The organism is Streptomyces macrolidinus, from assembly GCF_023887685.1.
GTDB classification, from domain to species: domain Bacteria; phylum Actinomycetota; class Actinomycetes; order Streptomycetales; family Streptomycetaceae; genus Streptomyces; species Streptomyces macrolidinus.
Window position 1 is genome coordinate 53,584 of sequence record NZ_JAMWMR010000015.1, and the last position, 21,468, is coordinate 75,051.

At 70.8% G+C, this 21,468-nt stretch carries 17 protein-coding genes and 1 pseudogene; 5 read left to right on the forward strand and 13 right to left on the reverse strand.

The genetic code is table 11. The annotated features are described in order from the left end of the window. Position 1: 1 nt before the first annotated feature. The 12 genes from NGF19_RS17760 to NGF19_RS17815 all read right to left on the reverse strand — a co-directional run bounded on the left by NGF19_RS17760 (position 2) and on the right by NGF19_RS17815 (position 15,195). Positions 2-850 (reverse strand): TatD family hydrolase, encoded by an 849-nt coding sequence (locus tag NGF19_RS17760; protein WP_252425926.1) that lies wholly within the window; start codon positions 848-850, stop codon positions 2-4. After that, on the reverse strand, positions 820-1,578 hold the full coding sequence (locus tag NGF19_RS17765) for an EboA domain-containing protein (protein WP_252425927.1): 759 nt from the start codon (positions 1,576-1,578) through the stop codon (positions 820-822). Before NGF19_RS17765 ends, NGF19_RS17760 begins: the two co-directional genes overlap by 31 nt. Continuing rightward, entirely contained in the window at positions 1,575-2,570 is a 996-nt protein-coding gene (locus tag NGF19_RS17770; RefSeq protein WP_372505678.1) for an SCO3242 family prenyltransferase, read from the reverse strand. The genes NGF19_RS17765 and NGF19_RS17770 overlap by 4 nt, the downstream gene beginning before the upstream one ends. Positions 2,571-2,726: 156 nt before the next feature. Continuing rightward, positions 2,727-4,076: a ThuA domain-containing protein gene (locus NGF19_RS17775; RefSeq protein WP_252425928.1), complete on the reverse strand. Its 1,350-nt coding sequence runs from the start codon at positions 4,074-4,076 to the stop codon at positions 2,727-2,729. A gap of 12 nt (positions 4,077-4,088) precedes the next feature. Continuing rightward, positions 4,089-6,605: a PQQ-dependent sugar dehydrogenase gene (locus NGF19_RS17780; RefSeq protein WP_252425929.1), complete on the reverse strand. Its 2,517-nt coding sequence runs from the start codon at positions 6,603-6,605 to the stop codon at positions 4,089-4,091. 123 nt (positions 6,606-6,728) lie between these two features. After that, positions 6,729-7,727 carry a sugar phosphate isomerase/epimerase family protein gene (locus NGF19_RS17785; protein ID WP_252425930.1) on the reverse strand — a complete coding sequence of 333 codons (999 nt, stop codon included), beginning with the start codon at positions 7,725-7,727 and terminating at the stop codon, positions 6,729-6,731. 14 nt (positions 7,728-7,741) lie between these two features. Continuing rightward, positions 7,742-8,890, reverse strand: a complete 1,149-nt coding sequence (locus NGF19_RS17790) for a Gfo/Idh/MocA family protein (protein ID WP_372505682.1) — start codon at positions 8,888-8,890, stop codon at positions 7,742-7,744. 247 nt (positions 8,891-9,137) lie between these two features. Next, positions 9,138-10,187, reverse strand: coding sequence for a substrate-binding domain-containing protein (locus NGF19_RS17795; RefSeq protein ID WP_252425932.1), 1,050 nt, complete (start codon positions 10,185-10,187; stop codon positions 9,138-9,140). Between the two features lie 17 nt (positions 10,188-10,204). Further along, entirely contained in the window at positions 10,205-11,224 is a 1,020-nt protein-coding gene (locus tag NGF19_RS17800; protein WP_252425933.1) for an ABC transporter permease, read from the reverse strand. Continuing rightward, positions 11,221-12,759: a sugar ABC transporter ATP-binding protein gene (locus NGF19_RS17805; protein WP_252425934.1), complete on the reverse strand. Its 1,539-nt coding sequence runs from the start codon at positions 12,757-12,759 to the stop codon at positions 11,221-11,223. The genes NGF19_RS17800 and NGF19_RS17805 overlap by 4 nt, the downstream gene beginning before the upstream one ends. 120 nt (positions 12,760-12,879) lie before the next feature. Beyond that, on the reverse strand, positions 12,880-14,070 hold the full coding sequence (locus NGF19_RS17810) for an ROK family transcriptional regulator (protein ID WP_252425935.1): 1,191 nt from the start codon (positions 14,068-14,070) through the stop codon (positions 12,880-12,882). A gap of 177 nt (positions 14,071-14,247) precedes the next feature. Then, complete coding sequence (locus NGF19_RS17815) at positions 14,248-15,195, reverse strand: beta-ketoacyl-ACP synthase III (protein WP_252425936.1); 948 nt, start codon at positions 15,193-15,195, stop codon at positions 14,248-14,250. Positions 15,196-15,381: 186 nt separating this feature from the next. Between NGF19_RS17815 and fdhD the strand changes: the two genes are divergently transcribed. Both fdhD and NGF19_RS17825 read left to right on the forward strand, forming a co-directional pair. Next, positions 15,382-16,236 (forward strand): formate dehydrogenase accessory sulfurtransferase FdhD, encoded by an 855-nt coding sequence (fdhD, locus tag NGF19_RS17820; RefSeq protein ID WP_252425937.1) that lies wholly within the window; start codon positions 15,382-15,384, stop codon positions 16,234-16,236. Further along, positions 16,229-16,441 (forward strand): annotated as a pseudogene (locus NGF19_RS17825) (zinc-binding dehydrogenase); the annotation flags it as partial. The gene fdhD and the pseudogene NGF19_RS17825, both read left to right, overlap by 8 nt. Here the strand turns inward: NGF19_RS17825 and NGF19_RS17830 are convergent. After that, on the reverse strand, positions 16,403-17,425 hold the full coding sequence (locus NGF19_RS17830) for a bile acid:sodium symporter family protein (protein WP_252426017.1): 1,023 nt from the start codon (positions 17,423-17,425) through the stop codon (positions 16,403-16,405). The pseudogene NGF19_RS17825 and the gene NGF19_RS17830 sit on opposite strands and share 39 nt — an antisense overlap. A gap of 120 nt (positions 17,426-17,545) precedes the next feature. Here NGF19_RS17830 and NGF19_RS17835 point away from each other — a divergent pair, with 120 nt between their 5' ends. From NGF19_RS17835 to NGF19_RS17845, 3 genes are all read left to right on the forward strand, one after another. Further along, positions 17,546-18,409, forward strand: a complete 864-nt coding sequence (locus tag NGF19_RS17835; protein ID WP_252425938.1) for a LysR substrate-binding domain-containing protein — start codon at positions 17,546-17,548, stop codon at positions 18,407-18,409. Positions 18,410-18,651: 242 nt separating this feature from the next. Continuing rightward, positions 18,652-20,478, forward strand: a complete 1,827-nt coding sequence (locus tag NGF19_RS17840; protein ID WP_252425939.1) for an AMP-dependent synthetase/ligase — start codon at positions 18,652-18,654, stop codon at positions 20,476-20,478. Between the two features lie 149 nt (positions 20,479-20,627). Further along, positions 20,628-21,464 (forward strand): aldo/keto reductase, encoded by an 837-nt coding sequence (locus tag NGF19_RS17845; RefSeq protein WP_308288498.1) that lies wholly within the window; start codon positions 20,628-20,630, stop codon positions 21,462-21,464. Positions 21,465-21,468 lie beyond the last annotated feature (4 nt).

Sequence of the window (21,468 nt, forward strand, 5' to 3'; positions counted from 1 at the left end):
CTCATCCCCCGCCGCGCAGGACGGAGTTGCCCTCGTGGGTCGCTTCCGTGACCGTGACGTCGAGGTTCAGCCGGCCGCTCAGGCCGTAGAACTCGACAGGGTTGCGCCACAGGACGCGGTCGGCGTCGTCCTCGGTGAAGCCCTCGGCGAGCATCAGGTCGCCGACCCTGCGGGTCTTGAGCGGGTCGCTTCTGCCCCAGTCGGCGGCGGAGTTCACCAGGACGCGCTCCGGCCCGTGGGCGCGGAGGATGGCGACCATGCGCTTCTCGTCCATCTTGGTGTCGGGATAGACGGAGAAGCCCAGCCAACAGCCGCTGGTCTTGGCCTCCTTCACGGTGGGTTCGTTCAGGTGGTCGATCAGGACGCGTTCCGGGGGCAGCGCGGACTCCCGGACCACGTCCAGGGTGCGGCGCAGGCCCGCGAGCTTGTCGCGGTGCGGGGTGTGGACGAGCGCGGGCAGCGCGTGGTCTGCGGCGAGCTGGAGTTGGGTGGCCAGGGCGATGTCCTCGGCGGGGGTCATGGAGTCGTAGCCGATCTCGCCGACGGCCACGACCTGGTCCTTGACGAGATACCTGGGCAGTTCGTCGAGGACGGGCACACAGCGGGGGTCGTTGGCCTCCTTGGGGTTGAGCGCGAGGGTGCAGTGGTGGGCGATGCCGTACTGGGCGGCGCGGAACGGCTCCCAGCCGAGCAGGGAGTCGAAGTAGTCGAGGAAGGAGGCGGGAGAGGTTCGGGGCTGGCCCAGCCAGAAGGCGGGTTCGACCACGGCGCGGACGCCCGCCGCGTGCATGGCCTCGTAGTCGTCGGTGGTGCGTGACGTCATATGGATGTGGGGGTCGAAGATGCGCATCGGGACTCCTTGCCGGGGAGGTCGGCCACGGGGTGCCGGGCGGGTTCGGACGCGGGCTCGGACGCGGGCTCGGGCTCGGACGCGGGCTCGGGTTCGGTCAGGGCCAGCACTCGGTACAGGTCCTCGGGTACGGGACGGCCCGCGGCGGCGCGTTCGGTGGCGTAGTCGCCGAGCATGCGGGCGAGTTCGGTGTCACCACGGGCGCGCCGGGCCAGGTCTGCCACGCTGTCGACGGGGACGGCGGTGAACAGGCATTTCAGCACCGCGTGCCGCCAGGTGTGGGCGCTCAAGCAGCGGGCGGCGTAGGGGCCGACGGCGGCGGTCAGCAGCCGGGTGTCGTTGGTGCGCAGTGCGTCCTCGACCAGGGGGACGGCCTCGGGGCCTGCGACGAGGTGGGGCAGGGCGTGCAGGACGGCCCGGCGCTCGTCGGCGGTGCCGTGGTGGTAGACCCGGGTCAGGGCTGCCATGTCGGCGCGGGCCGCGCGGAGGATGAGGACACGGACGGCGTCGGCGTGTGCGGAGCCGCACCGGCGTCCGGCCTCGGCGAGGCGCACCTCCCAGGCGGGGTACGGCTCGTGGGGTCCGGAGCAAGTGGCGGCCGTGTCGAGTGCTTCGGCGAGCCAGGTGCGGGCGGCAGGGGCGAGGCGGGAGTCGAGAGAGGCGTGTAGTTCGTCCGGTGGGGTGTGGGCGGGGCGAGTGCCGTCTTCGGGGGTGGGAGAGGAGGTCATGTGACACTCACCTTCTTCGCGAAGGTCGCCGCGATCGGGGCCAGGGCCGCGGTGAGCAGTGCCGTCACCGGTGTTCCGGAGCGGGCGGAGAGGGCGGCCTGGAGCGGGATCGTGGCGCGGATGCCGCCGCCGACGGCTCGTTGGGTGAGCGGGGGTGAGGGGTTGAGAGCGGCGTGGGCGTAGCCACGGGCCGCGGTGGTGGCGTAGACGGCGACGAGGGCTGCGCGCAGGGCGTCCTTGGCGGTCGGTCGGGTGCGGGGCCGAGCGGTGCGGGTGGCCGGGGCACTGGCCGTGGCCGCTCCGGCGTGGCGGTGGGTGAGCAAGCGGCTGGTGACCGCCCCCGTCGTGGCCAACGCGGTCAGTGGGGCGAGCGTCGAGCCGCCGTGGGTCTCGTGCCGGGAGACGGTGGTGACGGCGAGGGTGTGACCGCTGAGGAGGGCGGCCGGGCGAAGTGCCGGGCGGATACGGCCTGTGGTGGCCTCGGCGCCGAGAAGCAGGTCCAGGCCGCGGGCCGCCGCCATCGCGGCCGGACCGGCCGGGGTGTGCTTCAGGCCCAGGTCGTAGGCCCAGACGGTGGCGGCGAGGGGTGCCGCGACGGTGAGTGCGGGGCGACCCGCACGGTGGGCCAGGGCGAGGCCCGCCACCGTGCCGACACAGGCCGCGGTGAGGGCCGCGGTGGGACGGATACGGCCGGACGGCAGCGGGCGGTGGGGGCGTTCGGCGGCGTCCTCGTCACGGTCGGCCCAGTCGTTGAGGGCCATACCCGCTTCGTACAGGCACAGGGAGGCACCGATGGCGAGCAGGGTACGGGAGGAGGGCCGCGCGGCAACCGCCGCCGCCCCTGCCAGCGCGTCGCCGGGGACGGTGAACAGGGCGGGGAGGCGCAGGAGTTCGGCCCAGGCGCGCACAGTGTCGCGGCTGCCTGTGGCCGCGTGGGTTCCGCGTACAGCAGACCCTGCCGTACCTCGGGCCGTTGGGGTTCTTCGGGTCATCGGGGCTCCCCCGGCACTTCCCGGTCGGTGTGCCGGGCAAGCTCGGGCGGCGGGGACGTGGGCATGGGCGGGCCTCCTTGTCAGGGCGTGCTGTGGGGAGACGGCGGCTGGGGGGAGACGACGGGCAGGGGTTCGGCGTCCCCCGCCCGTCGTCGCTCAGTTGCCCCGCGCGGGCAGTTCCTTGATCCGGATGTCGCGGAAGGACACCTGGTCGTCGGCCGAGTGGTTCTGGATGCCGATGTGTCCGTCGGTGAGGCTGCGGGCCGGATCGGTGTTGGTGAAGTCGTTGATCCGCACGCCGTTGAGCCAGACGCGGAGGCGTTCGCCCTCCACGCGGATCTCGTACGTGTTCCACTCCCCCGGCGGGTTCAGCGCGCGGTCGCGCTTCGCGAGGTCGGCGGAGTGGAAGCCGTAGACGGCCCCGGTGGTCTTCTCGGGCACGTCGGTGGCGTCGATCTGGATCTCGTAGCCGTTGTCGACGGCCGACCACGGGTCGTCCGAGGGCGGGAAGCCCACGAACACACCGGAGTTGGCGTCACCGGTCATCTTCCAGTCCAGCTTCAGCGCGTACGAGCCGAAGCTCTGGTCGGCGTACCAGAGCAGGCCCATGCCGCCCGATGACGTCAGGCTGCCGTCGTCGTCCAGGGTGAAGGAGCCCGGGCCCGCCTGTGTCCAGCCGGACAGCGAGTCGGCGGTGCCGTCGAAGAGCGGGCGGTAGCCGTTCTCCGGGCGGCAGTCCGCCTGCGCGTCGCCGATGCTCCATCGGATTCCGCCCAGCAGGTGCTGGAGGAAGGCCGGTTCGCTGTAGGACTCCGTGGTGTGGCCGCCTCCGGTGTAGAAGGCGCGCCCGCCCTGGTAGGTCTGGCACCAGGCGATCGGATGATCGCCGTTCATGGTGCCGCCCGTGTACGACGACTCGTCGAGCGAGGCGAGGACATGGGCACGATCCCGGGGATTCGAACGGTAGTTGTACCACTCGTCCGTACGGTCCCAGGTCCGCGCGAGCCCCGAGGTCGCCGGGTGGGCGCGGTCCTCCACGTCGACGCGCGCCGGTTGGATCTCCGGGTGGGACGCGAAGTAGGCCCCGGCGAGGCCGCCGTAGAACTCCCAGTCGTACTCGGTGTCGGCGGCGGCATGCACGCCCACATAGCCGCCGCCCTTGCGGATGTAGTCCTCGAAGGCCTTCTGCTGCGCGGAGTCGAGCACATCTCCCGTCGTGGACAGGAACACAACCGCGTCATAGCGCTTCAGGTGCCCGGGTGTGAAGGCCCGCGCGTCCTCCGTGGCGTCGACCGTGAAGCCGCCCTTCTCGCCGAGCCGCTTCACCGCCTCGACGCCCGCCGGGATCGAGTCGTGGCGGAACCCGGCGGTCTTGGAGAAGACCAACACCCGCTTCCCCGGCTCGCGTTGCTCTTCCGAGGCATGGGGCACCGCAGGTTGTACCGCACAGCCCAGTACCAGCGCGGCTCCCACGACGGTGGTCGTCAGTCGGCCGGTCGTTCGCATGGCGTCCTCCCCTCAGCCGGTGGTGAAGGTGAAGTCGTCCACGTCGAAGAGGGCCCCGGAGCCGCCCTTGAAGACCAGGTAGAGCGCGGTCGTGGCCTTCGGCGCCTGGGACAGGTTCGTGCTGACGTCCTGGAAGGTCTCCCAGCCGCCGGTCACCGGCACGGTGGCCTGGCCGAGCAGCGTGCCCGTCGGGGAGCCCGCGCGGACCTCCAGGGTGCCGCCCACGCCGCCGGAGGAGATACGGGCCGTGAACGTCTTGGCGTCGCTCAGGATGTAGGGGGTGAAGGAGATCCAGTCGCCGTCATGGATGTCGCCGACCGTCTTGCCGCCGTGGGCGGTGTCCTTGTTGAACGTGGAGATGCCGGCCGAGTCGTTGAAGTGTTCCGCCTGGCGGTGGCGGGGCTGGGTGACGTTGCTGTCGTGGGTGGTGAGCGGTGCCTGGCCGCCGCCCCCGCCGTCGGTGTACTCGGCGTCGAACACACCGAAGATGTTGGCGTTCTCGTCGTGGCCGCCGTCGGCGCTTGTCTGGATGGTGCCGGAGCAGCCGTTGGCGGAGGTCAGCGGGTGGCCGTGGGTGTCATGGCCGAGGACGAAGGTGACCTTGACCTTGGAGCAGTCGATCCTCTTGTCCTCGGGGTCGCTGACCTTCACCTTGAACGGCACCGCGTCTCCGAAGGAGAACAGCCGTCCGTCATCCGGGAGTTGCAGCGTGACTTTGGGTGCGGTGTTGCCGACCACGATCGGCACGCTCGCGCTTCCGGTGTACCCCTTCGGGTCCTTGACGGTCAGGGTCGCCGTGTAGGTGCCGTTCTTGGTGTACTTGTGCGTCGGGTCGGTGGCGGTGGAGGTGGCGCCGTCGCCGAAGTCCCAGTGGTAGGTGAGTTCGTCACCGTCCTGGTCACCGGTGCCCGCGGAGGAGAAGGACACCTTGAGCGGTGTGGTTCCGGAGGTGCGGTTCGCCGCGGCCCGGGCCACGGGTGCGTGGCCGTCGGTGACGTTCTCGATGCGGTACAGGCCGGAGTTGTCGTCGCCGCCGAACCAGCCGGTGCCGTAGTCGAGGACGTACAGCGCCCCGTCGGGCCCGAACGCCATGTCCATCACCTGGGTGCCGGACCAGGGCACAGGGTTGATCGACTGCACGGTTCCGTCGCCGTCGCTGACGATCCGCTTGATCCAGCGTCGCCCGAACTCCCCGGCGAAGAAGTCGCCGTCGTAGCTCTGCGGGAACTTCACGGGCGAGTCGAGCGTGGCGTCGTAGTGGTAGACCGGGCCGCCCATCGGGGACTCCGAGCCGTCGCCGAACTCCGGTACGGACGGGCCGTCGTAGGGGATCCAGGCGGCGTGGGCCGGAGGCAGGTCGGTCAGGCCGGTGTTGTGCCGCGAGGTGTTCTTCGGGGCGGCGCAGTCGAAGGGGGCGCCGGACGTCTTGGTCGCGAAGTCGTACTCCCTGTACGGCTCGTTGGCGCCGATGCAGAGCGGCCAGCCGTAGTTGCCGGGGCCGGTGACACGGTCGAACTCGACCTGTCCGGAGGGTCCGCGCTGCGGGTCGGCGGCGCCCGCGTCGGGACCGTAGTCACCGACGTAGAGGATGCCGGTCTCCTTGTCGACGCTGAAGCGGAACGGGTTGCGGAAGCCCATCGCGTAGATCTCGGGCCGTGTCTTGTCCGTGCCGGGCGGGAAGAGGTTGCCGTCCGGGATGGAGTACGAGCCGTCCGCGTTCACCTTGATGCGCAGGATCTTGCCGCGCAGGTCGTTGGTGTTGCTCGCCGAACGCCGGGAGTCGAAGGCCGGGTTGCGGTCGGGGCGGTCGTCCAGGGGCGCGAAACCGTCCGACTGGAAGGGGTTGGAGTCGTCTCCGGTGGACAGATAGAGGTTGCCGTCCTTGTCGAAGTCGATGTCCCCGCCGACGTGACAGCAGATACCGCGCGAGGTCGGGACCTCCAGGATCTTCTTCTCACTGGCCGTGTCGAGGGTGCCGTCGGTCTTCAGGACGAAGCGGGAGAGGCGGTTCACGCCGTCGAAGGGGGCGAAGTCGGCGGCGGTACCGGTCTCGGGCGCATCACCGTCCGGGGTGTCCAACGGCGGTGCGTAGTAGAGGTAGATGAAGCGGTTGTCGGTGAAGTCGGGGTCCACGCCGATGCCTTGGAGGCCCTCTTCGTCGTGGCTGTAGACGTTGAGCGCGCCGGCCTGCCGGGTGTTGCCCGCCGCGTCGGTGATGCGCAGGACGCCGTCGCGCGAGGTGTGCAGGACCGAGCGGTCCGGGAGGACGGCCAGCGACATGGGCTCGCCGACTTCCGCCGCGCCCTTGGCCAGCATGACCTGTTGGAACTCCTCGGCCGCCGCCGACCGCGCATCGGCGGCGGTCGCCTTCGGGTCGGCGGCGGTCGCGCCGGCCTGCGGCGTGGTGAGAGTGAGCGTGGCGCCCGCGAGCAGGACGCCGCTCAACAGGGCGAGGGTTCTGCGCAGTCGGGGGCGCCGGCTGTGCGTGGCGGTTCTTCCGGTGTGGGTGGTGCGGTCGTTCCCGTGCACGTGTGCCTCCCAGGAAGGGGCCTGTTGTACGGGGCAGGTGCGGTCTGTACGGGGCGGGTGCGGTCGGTAGGGGGCGGGTGCGGTAGGCCGGGATGCGCCGTCATCCCGGACGGGGCGAAGAGGTCAGTGGCCGAACGCCGCGTCGAAGGAGGCCGACGGCGGCTCGAAGTCGTAGGCCCTGAGGCGGTCGAGGGCCTCGGGGGCGCCCTGGAGCCGGTCCATCCCGGCGTCCTCCCATTCGACCGAGACGGGGCCTCGGTAGTCGATGGAGCGCAGCATCCGGAAGACGTCCTCCCAGGGGACGTCGCCGTGCCCGGCGGACACGAAGTCCCAGCCTCGGCGCGGGTCGCCCCAGGGCAGATGGGAGCCGAGGCGGCCGTTGCGTCCGTCGAGGCGGGTGCGGGCCTCCTTGCAGTCCACGTGGTAGATCCGGTCGCGGAAGTCCCACAGGAAGCCGACCGGGTCGAGGTCCTGCCATACGAAATGGGAGGGGTCGAAGTTCAGTCCGAAGGCGGGACGGTGGTCAACGGCCTCCAGCGCGCGTCGAGTTGTCCAGTAGTCGTACGCGATCTCGCCGGGGTGGACCTCGTGGGCGAAGCGCACGCCCTCGGCGTCGAAGACATCGAGGACCGGGTTCCAGCGCTCGGCGAAGTCCTGGTAGCCGCGGGCGATCATCGCGTCGGGCACGGGCGGGAACATGGCGACCAGGTGCCAGATGGCGGAGCCCGTGAAGCCGATGACGGTGTCCACGCCGAAGGCGGCGGCGGCGCGCGCGGTGTCGGCGATCTCGGTGGCCGCCCGTCGGCGTACGCCCTCCGCCTCGCCGTCGCCCCAGATGCGTGCGGGCAGGATGGCCCGGTGGCGCTCGTCGATGATGGCGTCGCAAACCGCCTGGCCCACCAGGTGGTTGGAGACGGCATGGCACGCGAGGCCGTACTTGTCGAGGAGTTGCCGCCGGGAGGCGAGGTACGCCGGGTCCGTGATCGCCTTGTCGACCTCGAAGTGGTCGCCCCAGCAGGCGAGTTCGAGCCCGTCGTAGCCGAAGTCGCGGGCCAACCGGCAGACCTCTTCGAGCGGGAGGTCGGCCCACTGGCCGGTGAAGAGCGTGAAGGTGCGCGGCATCTCGCTTGGCCTCCTCAGTTCGCTATCGGGGTGTAGACGGAGTTCTTCCCGGCGCTCTCCTCCACCGCCGCGAGCACCCGCTGGACCTGGAGCCCGTCGGCGAAGGAGGGAACGGGCCTCGTGCCTTCGGCGATCGCGCGGACGAGGTCGCGGGCCTGGTGGACGAAGGTGTGCTCGTACCCGAGGCCATGGCCCGGCGGCCACCAGGCGTCCAGATAGGGGTGATCGGGTTCGGTGACGAGGATGCGGCGGAAGCCCGCGTAGCTGCCGGGCTCGGTCCTGTCGTGGTACGACAGCTCGTTGAGGCGCTCCAAGTCGAAGGCCAGCGACCCGCGTTCACCGTTGAGTTCGATCCGCAGGGCGTTCTTGCGTCCGGTGGCGTACCGGGTGGCCTCGAACGAGGCGAGGGCGCCGGAGGGGAAGCGGGCGGTGAACAGGGCGGCGTCGTCCACCGTCACCTGTCCGGCGTTGTCGGCCGTCACGGCGGACAGGCCGCTGGTGGGGCCGCCGGGCAGCGGGCGGTGTCGTACGAAGGTCTCGGTGAGCGCGGAGACCCCGGCCAGTGGCTCTCCCGCCAGGTGCTGGGCGAGGTCCACGATGTGTGCTCCGAGGTCGCCGAGCGCGCCGGACCCGGCCTGTTCCCTGCGCAGTCGCCAGGTCAGGGGGAAGTCAGGGTCCACCAGCCAATCCTGAAGGTACGTCACCCGTACGTGCCGCAGGGCGCCGAGCCGCCCCTCGGCGACCATGCGCCGCGCCAGCGCGGTGGCGGGCACCCGGCGGTAGTTGAAGCCGACCATGGCCAACTGACCGCGTCCGGAGGCCACTTCGGCGGCCGAAGCCATCGCTTCGGCCTCCGCGACGGTGTTGGCGAGCGGCTTCTCGCACAGCACGTGCTTGCCCGCGGCCAGCGCGGCGAGGGCGATCTCGGCGTGGCTGTCGCCGGGTGTGCAGATGTCGACGAGGTCGATGTCGTCCCGGGCGATCAGGGCACGCCAGTCGGTCTCGGCCGTCGCCCAGCCGTGCCGGTCCGCCGCCGCGCGCACGGCCGTCTCGTCCCGGCCGCAGATCGCCGCCAGGACGGGGCGCAGCGGCAGGTCGAAGACGCGGCCGACGGTGCGCCAGCCCTGGGAGTGAGCGGCGCCCATGAAGGCATAGCCGACCATGCCGACGTGCAGGGGCGGTTTGGTGCCCTTGGCGGTCGCGGCCGGTGCTCGGTCCGGTGCCTCGGCTCCGTCCGATGCCTTGACTTCGGCCGATGCCCTGGCTTCGGCCGCGTGCGGCTTGGCGGCCTCGGACTTCGCGGCCTCGGACTTCGCGGCCTCCGCGTTCTCCGACCGCTGCGGCTCTCCCATGGGAGGGTCCTCCTCGTCCTCGTCGTGATGGCGCCGTGGGGGGTGGGGGCGGGAGTCGTCACTTGAAGCCGGTGGGCATGTACTGATCGACGTTGTCCTTGTCCACGACGGCCGAGTAGAGCGTGAGCGAGGCGGGGATCTCGTACTCGGCGAGGCCGCCGACGCCCTTGCCCTGGCCGAGGGCGCGGGCGAGGTCGATCGCGGAGGCGGCCATGGTCGGCGGGTAGAGGACGGTGGCCTTCAGGACGCCCTTGTCCTGCTTGATGGCCTGGAACGCGGCGAGCGCGCCCGCGCCGCCGACCATCATGAAGTCGCTTCGGCCCGCCTGCTCGATGGCGCGCAGCGCGCCCACGCCCTGGTCGTCGTCGTGGTTCCACAGGGCGTCGAACTTCGATTGGGCCTGGAGGAGTTGGGCCATCTTGGCCTGTCCCGACTCGACCGTGAAGTCGGCGGCCTGACGGGCCACCTTCGTGATGTTCGGGTAGTTCTTCAACGCGTCGTCGAAGCCCTGGGTGCGCTGCTTGGTCAGTTCCAGGTTGTCGAGCCCGGCCAACTCGACGACGCGGGCGTCCGACTTCCCCTTGAGCTTCTCGCCGATGTAGCGACCGGCGTTGAGCCCCATGCCGTAGTTGTCGCCGCCGATCCAACAGCGGTACGCCTGCGGTGTGTTGAAGATGCGGTCGAGGTTGACGACCGGGATGCCCGCGCGCATCGCCTTCAGCCCGACCTGGGTGAGTGCCTTGCCGTCGGCGGGCAGGATCACCAGCACGTCGACCTTCTTGTTGATGAGGGTCTCGATCTGACCGATCTGCGCGGCGGTGTCGTTCGACCCCTCGGTGATCTCCAGGGTGATGTCCGGGTACTTCCCGGCACGGCTCTTGGCGTTGTCGTTGATGGCGTTGAGCCAGCCGTGGTCGGCCTGCGGTCCGGCGAAGCCGATGGTGACGTGCTTGCCGGGGGTGTTGTCGGCGGCCGACTGGCCGTTGCCCGCGGGCTTCGCGTCCTTGTCGTCGTTGCTCGTGCACCCGGTGAGGAAGGCACCGGCGGAGACGGCGGCGGCCCCGAAGAGCATGCCTCTTCGGCTCGTGAAGGACGTCCGTTCTGACATGGCGGTGAACCCTTCCCTCAAGTCGTGCTCGCGGTACGGCGCTGGACCAGCACGGCGGCGACGATGATCGCGCCCTTGGCGATCTGCTGGACGTCGCTCTGCAGGTTGTTCAGGGCGAAGATGTCGGTGATCGTGGTGAAGATCAGGACGCCGAGCACGGAGCCGGTGATGGTGCCGCGGCCCCCGCTGAGCAGCGTCCCGCCGATGATCGCGGCGGCGATGGCGTCCAGTTCGTAGAGGTTGCCGTTGGTGTTCTGGCCGGAGCCGGACAGGACGATCAGCAGGAAGGCGGCGATGCCGCAGCACAGCCCGGACAGCAGATAGAGGTAGAGCCGCTGGCGGCGTACGTCGATACCGGCGAGCCGGGCCGCCTCCGCGTTGCCGCCGACGGCGACCGTGCGGCGCCCGAACGTGGTGCGGCCCAGGACCAGCCAGCCGATGACCGTCACCACCGCGAACACCATGACCAGCGGCGGGATGCCGAGCACATACGCGTCGCGCTCGCCGAGTCTCAGGACCTGGTCGACGGTGACGATCTGGGTTCTGCCGTCGGTGATCTGGAGTGCGAGGCCGCGCGCCGAGGCCAGCATGGCGAGCGTGGCGATGAACGGAACCATGCCGCCGTACGCCACGAGCAGGCCGTTGACCAGGCCGCAGCCCACGCCGACGGCGACCGCGGTGAAGAGGATGCCCGCGAAGCCGTAGTCCTGGGTGGCGACCGTGGTGGCCCATACCGAGGCGAGCGCGACGATCGCGCCGACCGACAGGTCGATGCCGCCGGAGGTGATGACGAAGGTCATCCCGACGGTGACCACACCGATCACCGAGGCCTGGGTGAGGACGAGTTGGAGGTTGCGGGTGTCGAGGAACTCGTCCGGCTTGGTGACGCCGCCGATGACGACCAGCGCGGCGAGCACGCCGAGGAGTGAGAGGGTGCGGACATCGAGGTGGGCCATCAGGCCGCGCCAGAAGGGGAGTTGGCCTGTCGGTGTCGCCTTGCCGGTGTCGTCGCGGGGCGGGGACATGTGCTGTGTCATGACGCCGGGCTCCCTTCGCTCGCCACGGGGCTGTCTGCCATCACCAGGTCGAGCACGCGCCGCTCGTCCAACTCCCGGGCGGGCGCCTCGTGGACGACCCGGCCTTCGCGCAGCACCAGGACGCGGTCGGCGAGCCCGAGCACCTCGGGCAGTTCGCTGGAGACCAGCAGCACGGCGACGCCCTCGGTGGCGAGACGGCGGACCACCGCGTACAGCTCGGCGCGCGCGCCGACGTCCACGCCGCGGGTCGGCTCGTCGAGCAGCAGCACCCGGCAGCCGCGCAGCAACCAGCGGGCCAGGACGGCCTTCTGCTGGTTGCCGCCGGAGAGGGTACGGACGCGTACGGAGGGGTTGTCGGGGCGCAGCGACAGCTCGCGGATCGCCTCGTGCGCCGCGGCCCGTTCGGCGCCCCGGTCGATCCAGCCCGCGTGCGCGAAGCGGGAGAGGGAGGAGACCGATACGTTGTGGGTGACGGACTCCAGCATGAGCAGGGCCTGTGCCTTGCGCTCCTCCGGGGCGAGCCCGATCCCGGCACGGACCGCCGCGCGTACGTTGCCGGGGCGCAACGGGCTTCCACTGACGAGGACTTGACCGGCGGTGGGCCTGCGCGCCCCGTAGATCGTCTCCAGGATCTCGGAGCGACCGGAGCCGACGAGTCCCGCGAGGCCGACGATCTCGCCGGGGCCGACCGTGAGATCGAGGGGCTCGAACTCGCCCTTGCGCGCCAATCGCCGTACCTCCAGGACCGGTTGACCCGCAGGAGTCTCGGCGGGGCGCGGCGGGAAGACGTGCTCGACGTTGCGCCCTGTCATCAGCGCGACCACCTCGCGCGTCGGTGTCTCCTTGGCCGGGAGTCCGCCCGCCACCGCCCGGCCGTCCTTGAGGACGGTCACCCGGTCGCCGATGCGGCGGATCTCCTCCAGGCGGTGGGAGATGTGGACGACGGCGACGCCGTCGGCGGTGAGGTCGCCGACGATTCGGAAGAGGTTGTCGACCTCGTCCGGGTCGAGGGCGGCGGAGGGCTCGTCCATCACGATGAGCCGTACGTCGTGCGAGAGTGCCCGCGCCATGGACACGATCTGCTGCTGGGCGGCGGACAGTTGACCGACACGGCGGGCCGGGTCGATCTCGGGATGGCCGAGTCGGTGCAGCAATCGGGCTGTTGACGCGCGCGCCGCCTTCCCTCGCACGATGAAGCCCGTCGTGGTCGGTTCATGGCCGAGGTGGACGTTCTCGGCCACCGACAGGTGTTCCACCAGGTCGAGTTCCTGGTAGATGGTGGCGATGCCGAGGCGCATGGCGGCGCTGGGCGAGCGGAGGGTGACGGGTTCGCCCCGCCAGCGGATCGTGCCGGTGTCAGGTTGGTGGGCACCGGCGAGGACCTTGATGAGGGTGGACTTCCCGGCCCCGTTCTGGCCGAGCAGGCAGTGCACTTCGCCGCTGTGGACGTCGAGGTCGACGCCGTCGAGGGCGCGGACGCCGGGGAACGCCTTGGTGATGCCGGACATGGTGAGCAGCGGTGGTTCTGATGCCATGTGAGTTCCCCTCGGCGGGCGTTCGGCCGGTGTCAGGGCGAAACCGCTTGTCGGGCAGGCGATTTCGGGGCAGGGCAGAGCAGAGCGAGGCGCTGTACTGGAGGGCTACCGGTGAGCCGGTTACGCGGGTGAGAAGAGGTGGTCACTGATGAGCCGGGCCGCGCCGATGACTCCGGCGGCGGGTCCCAACTCGCCGAGCACGATGGGCAGATTGCCGGTCGCCAGGGGCAGCGACTGGCGGTAGACCTGGGTGCGGATCGCGGCGAGCAGGGTGTGGCCGAGGCCGGTGACCCCGCCGCCGATCACCACCAGGCCGGGGTTGAAGAAGCTGACCAGGCCGGCGATGACCTGGCCGGTGCGGGTTCCGCCTTCCCGGATGAGGGCGAGCGAGGTGGTGTCGCCCGCGGCGGCAGCGGCGGCGACATCGACGGCGCTGAGCGTGCCGTGCGTGCCGTTCGCCTCACGTCGTCTCGCCAGTTCCGGCGAGAGTCCCTGCTGGGCCGCCTCCTGTGCGTCGCGGGCGAGGGCCGCCCCGCTGAAGTAGGCCTCCAGACACCCCCGGTTGCCGCAGGCGCACGGACGTCCCTCGGGCACGGCCTGGATGTGCCCGATGTCGCCCGCGCTGCCCGTCGTACCGCGGTGGACCGCACCGCCGACGACGATGCCGCAGCCGATACCGGTGCCGATCTTGACGCAGAGGAAGTCGCTCACCGTGCGGGCGATGCCCGCGTGCTGCTCGCCCAGGGCCATCAGGTTCACGTCGTTGTCGACCATGACCGGGCAGCCGAGTTCCTGACTGAGCGCCTCCCGTACCGGGAAGCCGTCCCAGCCCGGCATGATCGGCGGCGCGACCGGTACGCCTTCGGGGAAGCGAACCGGGCCCGGTACGCCGATGCCCGCGCCGTCGAAGTGCTCCGCGAGCCCGGAGGCCTTCAACTTCGCGGCCATGGTGAGGACTTGCTCGAAGACCGCGCCGGGACCCTCGCGCACGTCCATGGGCTGGTTGAGGTGCCCGAGCACCTCCAGTTCGGCGTTGGTGACGGCGACGTCGACCGAGGTCGCGCCGATGTCGACGCCGAGGAAGCGCAGGCCGGGGGCGAGCCGGACGTTGTGGGAACGACGGCCGCCCCGCGAGGCGGCGAGACCGTCGGCCACGACCAGCCCCGTCTCCAGCAGCCGCTCCACCTCCACGGCCAGCTTGGACCGGGACAGGTCGACCTGGTCGCCCAGTTGGGCACGGGAGTTGGGGCCGTTGTCACGCAACAGGCGCAGCAGCCGGGCCTGATGGGCGTTCGCGGGTCGTGCCGTCATGCGTCTCACGAACCCCTCCCCGCCTCAATTCGGCTGTCGGTGCCGCGCTTTGGAGGGGAACGTAGCAGCGGTCGCCGGGAGTGGGAAGAAGTCGTGCGCGAATTGCCGCGAGCTTTCGCCTCTCACAGGACAAAGACCATGGCACCCGGGACTACGGTGCCTTGTGCGGGGCGGAGGCTACGGGCAGCGGACGACCTGTCCCGCGTACGACAGGTTGCCGCCGAACCCGAAGAGCAGCACCCGGTCGCCGGACGAGATCTCGCCGCGCTCCACGAGCTTGGAGAGCGCGAGCGGGATGCTCGCGGCCGAGGTGTTCCCGGACTCGATCACATCGCGGGCGACGACCGCGTTCACGGCACCGAGCTTCTGGGCGAGCGGCTCGACGATCCGCAGGTTCGCCTGGTGCAGCACCACCGCGTCGAGGTCCTCGGGCGCGATCCCGGCCCGCTCGCAGACCCGGCGTGCCAGGGGCGGCAGTCGGGTCGTCGCCCACCGGTACACGCTCTGCCCCTCCTGCGCGAACCGCGAGGGCGTGCCCTCGATGCGTACCGCGCGCCCCATCTCCGGTACCGAGCCCCACAGCACGGGACCGATGCCGGGCTCCGCACCGGGCGGGCACGCCTCGACCACGGCGGCCCCGGCGCCGTCCCCGACCAGCACGCACGTCGTACGGTCGCTCCAGTCCGTGATGTCGGACATCTTGTCGGCGCCGATGACGAGCGCCCGCGTCGCCGCGCCCGCGCGCACCGCGTGGTCGGCGGTGGCGAGTGCGTGCGTGAACCCGGCGCAGACGACGTTGATGTCCATGGCGGCGGGCCGGGGGATGCCGAGCCGGGCGGCGACGCGAGCGGCCGTGTTCGGGGAGCGGTCGACGGCCGTGCTGGTGGCGACCATGACCAGGTCGATGTCCTGGGGCGTGAGCCCACCCGCGGCGAGCGCCTTGGCGGCGGCGTACGCGGCCAGCTCGTCCACGGGCTCGTCGGGCCCGGCGATGTGACGCGTGCGGATGCCCACCCGGCTGGTGATCCACTCGTCGCTGGTCTCGACCATGCCCGCCAGGTCCTCGTTGGTGAGCACCTTGGCGGGCTGATAGTGGCCGACGGCGGTGATGCGCGAGCCGTTCATGGGTGGTCCCCCTCGTGGGCAGGTGTCCGGCTCGACCAGTCTGATCAGTGACTCATGGGTACGAAGGCATGACCATCGACAGGAATGGGCCGTGCGTGTTGTCGGCTTCCCGCACAGCCGACGGCGGCCGACCGGGCCGAGGCCGGGGTCTCACCAGGCGCAGGACGGGTGCAGGACAATGGGGCGATGGGACGAGTCACGGAACGACGCAAGGTGATCCGCATCCGGGACGGGGTCGTCTCGTCGCGCCCGGACACACTGGTCGCCGAGGAGCCGTTGGAGATCCGGCTGAACGGCAAGCCGCTCGCGATCACCATGCGCACACCCGGGGACGACTTCGCCCTGGCGGCGGGCTTCCTGGTGAGCGAGGGCGTCCTGGGCGCCGCCTCGGACGTACGGAACATCGTGTACTGCGCGGGCGCCACCGCGGACGGGGTCAACACCTACAACGTGGTCGACGTGAGGACCGCGCCCGAGGTGGTGATCCCGGACATCACGCTGGAGCGGAACGTCTACACCACGTCCTCCTGCGGCCTGTGCGGCAAGGCGAGCCTGGACGCGGTCCGTACGACGGCGCGGTGGCCGATCGCGGACACTCCCCCACTGCGGGTGGAGCCGGAGCTGCTCGCGAGCCTTCCCGACCGGCTCCGCGCGGCCCAGCGGGTGTTCGAACGCACCGGGGGTCTGCACGCGGCTGCCCTGTTCGCCGAGGACGGGGAGCTGCTCGACATCCGCGAGGACGTGGGCCGGCACAACGCGGTCGACAAGCTGGTCGGCCGCGCCGTGCGCAGCGGCGCGTTGCCGCTGTCCCGCGCGATCCTGCTGGTCTCGGGCCGGGCCTCCTTCGAGCTGGCGCAGAAGGCGGTGATGGCGGGCATCCCGATGCTGGCCGCCGTCTCCGCACCGTCCTCCCTGGCGGTGGACCTGGCCGCGGAGACGGGCCTGACCCTGGTGGGCTTCCTGCGCGGCAGCTCCATGAACGTGTACGCGGGCGACCATCGCATCGCCCTGCGGACGACGACCAGGGCCGCCCGGAGCTGAGCAGCCTGTCGGCTTCCCGAGGGCACGGATCGCGCGCGGGGAGCCGACGCTCTACGAGCGGTGGCGGCGGGAGTTGTGGGATCTGTTCACGGAGGGCGCGCTCAGGCCCGTCGTCCACGCGAGGTTCGCGCTGGAGGACGCGGCGAGGGCGCACGAGGCGATCGCGTCACGGAGCAATCTGGGGAAGGTGGTGCTGTGCACCTGAGCCGGGCACTTCCGCCTCCCGGTCGTGGGAGCGGCGCTTGGCGATCACCGCGCAGACCATGAGCTGCATCTGGTGGAAGAGCATCAGGGGAAGCACGGCGAGCGCGGTGTGCGTGCCGAACAGGACGCCCGCCATGGGCAGTCCGGAGGCCAGGGACTTCTTCGACCCGGCGAACTGGATCGCGATCCGGTCCCCCCGGTCGAACCCCAGGGCCCGAGCGCCGTACCAGGTCAGGCCGAGCATCGCGGCGAGCAGTGCCGCTTCGGTGACGACGAGGCCGCCGAGCCGCGGCAGGCTCACCTGGTGCCAGATGCCCTGCACCATGCCCTCGCTGAACGCGGTGTAGACGACCATCAGGATCGAGCCGCGGTCGACGAGCCCGATGATCTTCCGGTGCCGGGTGATGAACCCGCCGATCCACCGCCGCAGCGCCTGCCCCGCCAGGAACGGCACCAGCAGTTGCAGCACGATCTTGACGAGCGAGTCCGCGGAGAACCCCCCGCCGCTGTTGCCGAGCAGCACCGCCGCGAGCAGCGGTGTGATGACGATGCCGATGAGGGAGGAGAAGGAGCCGGCGCAGATCGCGGCGGGGACGTTGCCGCGGGCGATCGAGGTGAAGGCGATCGAGGACTGGATCGTCGACGGGACCAGGGTGAGGAAGAGGAGTCCGGTGTAGAGGTCGTGCGTCAGGAACACCGGCACCAGGCCGCGGGCCGCGAGGCCCAGCAGTGGGAAGACCACGAACGTGCAGGCCAGCACGGTGACATGGAGTCTCCAGTGTCTGAGCCCGGCCAGTGCCTCATGAGTGGAGAGCCGGGCTCCGTACAGGAAGAAGAGGAGGGCGATTCCGGCCGTGGAGGCACCGGAGGCCACGTCGGCGGCCGTGCCGCGCGCCGGAAGGAGGGCCGCGAGCCCCACGGTCCCGAGCAGCAGGAGGACGTACGGGTCGACGGGCATCCGACGCGGCCAACGCAGGCGGTTCACTGTGCTCCACTTCTTCGACTTCTTCGGGTCGTCGTGTCCCCTCATCGTCTCCTTTCGCGAGCGATCGGGAATCCCGTACACCTCTCTGACTGTCATCACGAATCCCGATAGCCTGGGGGCATGTACGACCCCTCCCACCTGCGTACCTTCCTCGCGGTGGCCCAGACGCTCAGCTTCACGCAGGCCGCCCGGCGGCTCGGGCTGCGCCAGTCGACCGTCAGCCAGCATGTGCGGCGTCTGGAGGACGCGACCGGACGGCAGCTCTTCCAGCGGGACACCCACTCCGTCGAGCTGACGGAGGACGGCGAGGCCATGCTCGGCTTCGCCCGCCGGATCCTTCAGGTGCACGAGCAGGCGACGGCGTTCTTCACCGGGACCCGGCTGCGCGGCAGGCTGCGCTTCGGCGCGTCGGAGGACTTCGTCCTGACCCGGCTGCCGGAGATCCTGGAGGGCTTCCGCCATGACCACCCCGAGGTGGACCTGGAACTGACGGTCGAGCTGTCCGGCATCCTGCACGAGCGGCTCGCCGAGGGGCGGCTCGACCTGGTGCTGGCCAAGCGGCGTCCGCGGGACCCGCGCGGCGAACTGGTCTGGCACGACCGGCTGGTCTGGATCGGCGCGCAGCGGCTGCGGCTCGACCCCGACCGCCCGGTGCCGCTGATCGTCTATCCACCGCCGGGCATCACCCGCGCCCGCGCCCTGGACGCCCTGGAGGAACAGGGCCGTGCCTGGCACATCGTGTGCACCAGCGGCAGTCTCAACGGCCTGCTCGCCGCGGCCCGCGCCGGTCTCGGCGTGATGCCCCACTCCCGGGGCCTGATCCCGCCCGGCCTGGTACGGGTCCCCGAGCGCGCGGGCCTGCCCGAGCTGGGCGAGGTCGACTTCGTCCTGGCCCATGGCCACCGCCCCGGCCAGGCACAGGGCGCGGCCCGAGCGCTCGCGGCGGCGATCCTGGCGAGCGGGGACCGACTCCACCGCCATTAGCCCCCTCGCACCGGCATGCGGCCCTGACCCGCGGTAATCGCGCCGTACAGATTCCGTGGAGATTGCGGGCCCGCTCGTACGGGACCTCGAGGAGTTCTGTCCGCCCCTTTCCCATGTGCGCGTATTTCCCCGCTGACCTGTGCGTTCACGGACCGGCCAACGGGATTCCACCCCCTCCCGCCCGGCCCTACGGTGGGGTAGCTTTCACCGCGCTGTGCGGAGCATCACCCTAGGAGCGGGGATTGCGCGAGTTCACCAACCCTCCGTCGACGTCGGCGCCGCCGGTGGGCGGTCTGGCCGATGCCGTCTTCGACCATGCACGGGAGGATCCGCACCGGGTCGCCCTCGGCCGCAAGGACGAGGAGGGGCGCTGGCGCGAGGTGACCGCCGCCGAGTTCCGTGACGAGGTCCTGGCGCTCGCGAAGGGGCTGCTGGCGGACGGGGTCCGGTTCGGCGACCGGGTCGCCATCATGTGCCGTACGCGCTACGAGTGGACCCTCTTCGACTACGCGCTGTGGACGATCGGCGCCCAGGTGGTGCCCGTCTACCCCACCTCGTCGGCCGAGCAGGTCTCCTGGATGCTGCACGACGCACAGGCGACGGCCGCGATGGTGGAGCACGAGGACCACGCGATGACCATCGCCACGGTCATCGACCGGCTGCCGCACCTGCGCCGGTTGTGGCAGCTCGACGCGGGCGCCCTGCAGGAGCTGTACGAGGCGGGTGCGCGCATCGACGACGAGGTGGTGCACCGGCACCGCCGCGCGGTCACCCCCGACTCGACGGCGACAGTCATCTACACCTCCGGCACCACCGGCCGCCCCAAGGGCTGTGTGTTCTCGCACGGCAACTTCATGTTCGAGACCGACACGGTCATCGAGCGCTGGAAGCCGGTGTTCCACTCCAGGAAGGGCGACGAGGCGGCCACCCTGCTGTTCCTGCCGCTGGCCCATGTCTTCGGGCGGATGGTGCAGGTCGCGGCGATCCGCGGCAGGGTCAGGGTCGGCCATCAGCCGCAGTTGCGCGCGGAGGCGCTGCTGCCCGATCTGGCCGCGTTCCGGCCGACGTTCTTCCTCGCGGTGCCGTACATCTTCGAGAAGGTCTTCGACGCGGCCCGCCGCAAGGCCGAGAAGGAGGGCCGCTCCGGGCCGTTCGAGAAGGCGGTCGAGGTCGCCGTCGCCTACGCGGAGGCTCTCGAGGCGAAGGCGTGGGGCACGGGCCCCGGCCCGTCGGCGGCCCTGCGCATGCAGCATCAGTTCTTCGACAAGGTCGTGTACGCCAAGCTCCGCGCCGCGATGGGCGGCCGGGTGCGGCAGGCGATGTCGGGCGGCTCGGCGATGGACCGCCGTCTCGGGCTGTTCTTCGCGGGCGCGGGGGTGCAGATCTACGAGGGGTACGGGCTGACGGAGTCGACGGCGGCGGCGACCGCGAACCCGCCCGAGCGCACCCGGTACGGCACGGTCGGCCAGGCCATCCCCGGCACGACCGTGCACATCGCGGAGGACGGCGAGGTGTGGCTGCGCGGCGGCCATGTCTTCCAGGGCTATCTCAACAACCCCGTGGCCACCGCCGAGGTCCTGCACGACGGCTGGCTCGCCACCGGTGACCTGGGCTCTCTCGACGAGGACGGGTATCTGACGATCACCGGGCGCAAGAAGGAGATCCTGGTGACCTCCGGCGGCAAGAGTGTGTCTCCGGGACCGCTGGAGGAGCGGGTACGGGAGCATCCGCTGGTCGCGCAGTGCATCGTCGTCGGCAACGACCGCCCCTATGTGGCCGCGCTGATCACGCTCGACGCCGACGCCGTGGAGCACTGGTCGCAGATGCGCGGCAAGCCGGGGTTGCCCCCGGAGCAACTGGTGCACGACCCCGACCTGGAGACGGAGGTGCGGCGCGCGGTGGTCGCCGCGAACACCCTGGTCTCGAAGGCCGAGTCGATCCGCACGTTCCGCGTCCTCGCGCACCAGTTCACCGAGGAGCAGGGCCTGCTCACCCCGTCGCTGAAGCTGAAGCGCAAGGCGATCGAGAACGCGTACGCGACGGAGGTGGAGGCCTTGTACACGACGTGAGCCGGGGTCCGTTTCCGGTCAGTGTGTGCTTCCCGGCGCGATTCCGGCGGGAATCAGCCGTTCAGGAATGCACGTCGGGCCGTGATCGTTGACGATGGAAGTACCACGCGTATCACTCGTACCACCGTCAACCTAAGGATCAAGAGCTCGTGAGCAGCAAGGTCCCCCCGATCATCCTGAACAACGGCGTCGAGATGCCGCAGCTCGGCTTCGGCGTCTGGCAGGTGCCCGACGACGAGGCGCAGAGCGCCGTCGCCACCGCACTGGAGGCCGGGTACCGCAGCATCGACACTGCGGCGATCTACGGCAACGAAGAGGGCGTCGGCCGGGCGGTCGCGGCCTCGGGGCTCCCCCGCGAGGACCTCTTCATCACCACCAAGCTCTGGAACGGCGACCAGGGATACGACGCCACGCTGCGCGCCTTCGACACCTCGTTGGAGAAGCTCGGCCTCGAGTACGTGGATCTGTATCTGATCCACTGGCCGCTGCCGTCCCGGGGCACGTTCGTCGACACGTACAAGGCCTTCGAGAAGATCCACGCGGACGGTCGCGCCAAGGCGATCGGTGTCTCCAACTTCCTTCCGGAGCACCTGAAGACGCTGATCGAGGCGACGTCCGTCATCCCGGCGGTCAACCAGATCGAGCTGCACCCGCACCTCCAGCAGCACGCGGCGCGCGACTTCCACGCGGCTCAGGGCATCGCCACCGAGGCCTGGTCGCCGCTCGGCCAGGGCAAGGGGCTGCTGGAGGTCCCGGCGATCGTCGCCATCGCCCAGAAGCACGGCCGTTCCCCGGCCCAGATCGTGCTTCGCTGGCACCTCCAGCTCGGCACCATCGTGATCCCGAAGTCCGTGACGCCGTCCCGGATCAAGGAGAACATCGACGTGTTCGACTTCTCGCTGGACACGGAGGACATGGCGGCGATCAGCGCGCTCAACGAGGACCGCCGCATCGGCCCCGACCCGGCCGCGTTCGACGTGGTGTGAGACC

What these genes read in the sequence shown, in the direction of transcription:
- NGF19_RS17800 (WP_252425933.1), bottom strand. Translation starts at nt 11,224, where the DNA reads ATGACACAGCACATGTCCCCGCCCCGCGACGACACCGGCAAGGCGACA.
- NGF19_RS17785 (WP_252425930.1), bottom strand. Translation starts at nt 7,727, where the DNA reads ATGCCGCGCACCTTCACGCTCTTCACCGGCCAGTGGGCCGACCTCCCG.
- NGF19_RS17765 (WP_252425927.1), bottom strand. Translation starts at nt 1,578, where the DNA reads ATGACCTCCTCTCCCACCCCCGAAGACGGCACTCGCCCCGCCCACACC.
- NGF19_RS17805 (WP_252425934.1), bottom strand. Translation starts at nt 12,759, where the DNA reads ATGGCATCAGAACCACCGCTGCTCACCATGTCCGGCATCACCAAGGCG.
- NGF19_RS17815 (WP_252425936.1), bottom strand. Translation starts at nt 15,195, where the DNA reads ATGAACGGCTCGCGCATCACCGCCGTCGGCCACTATCAGCCCGCCAAG.
- NGF19_RS17775 (WP_252425928.1), bottom strand. Translation starts at nt 4,076, where the DNA reads ATGCGAACGACCGGCCGACTGACGACCACCGTCGTGGGAGCCGCGCTG.
- NGF19_RS17770 (WP_372505678.1), bottom strand. Translation starts at nt 2,570, where the DNA reads ATGACCCGAAGAACCCCAACGGCCCGAGGTACGGCAGGGTCTGCTGTA.
- NGF19_RS17795 (WP_252425932.1), bottom strand. Translation starts at nt 10,187, where the DNA reads ATGTCAGAACGGACGTCCTTCACGAGCCGAAGAGGCATGCTCTTCGGG.
- NGF19_RS17760 (WP_252425926.1), bottom strand. Translation starts at nt 850, where the DNA reads ATGCGCATCTTCGACCCCCACATCCATATGACGTCACGCACCACCGAC.
- NGF19_RS17790 (WP_372505682.1), bottom strand. Translation starts at nt 8,890, where the DNA reads ATGGTCGGCTATGCCTTCATGGGCGCCGCTCACTCCCAGGGCTGGCGC.
- NGF19_RS17810 (WP_252425935.1), bottom strand. Translation starts at nt 14,070, where the DNA reads ATGACGGCACGACCCGCGAACGCCCATCAGGCCCGGCTGCTGCGCCTG.
- fdhD (WP_252425937.1), top strand. Translation starts at nt 15,382, where the DNA reads ATGGGACGAGTCACGGAACGACGCAAGGTGATCCGCATCCGGGACGGG.
- NGF19_RS17835 (WP_252425938.1), top strand. Translation starts at nt 17,546, where the DNA reads ATGTACGACCCCTCCCACCTGCGTACCTTCCTCGCGGTGGCCCAGACG.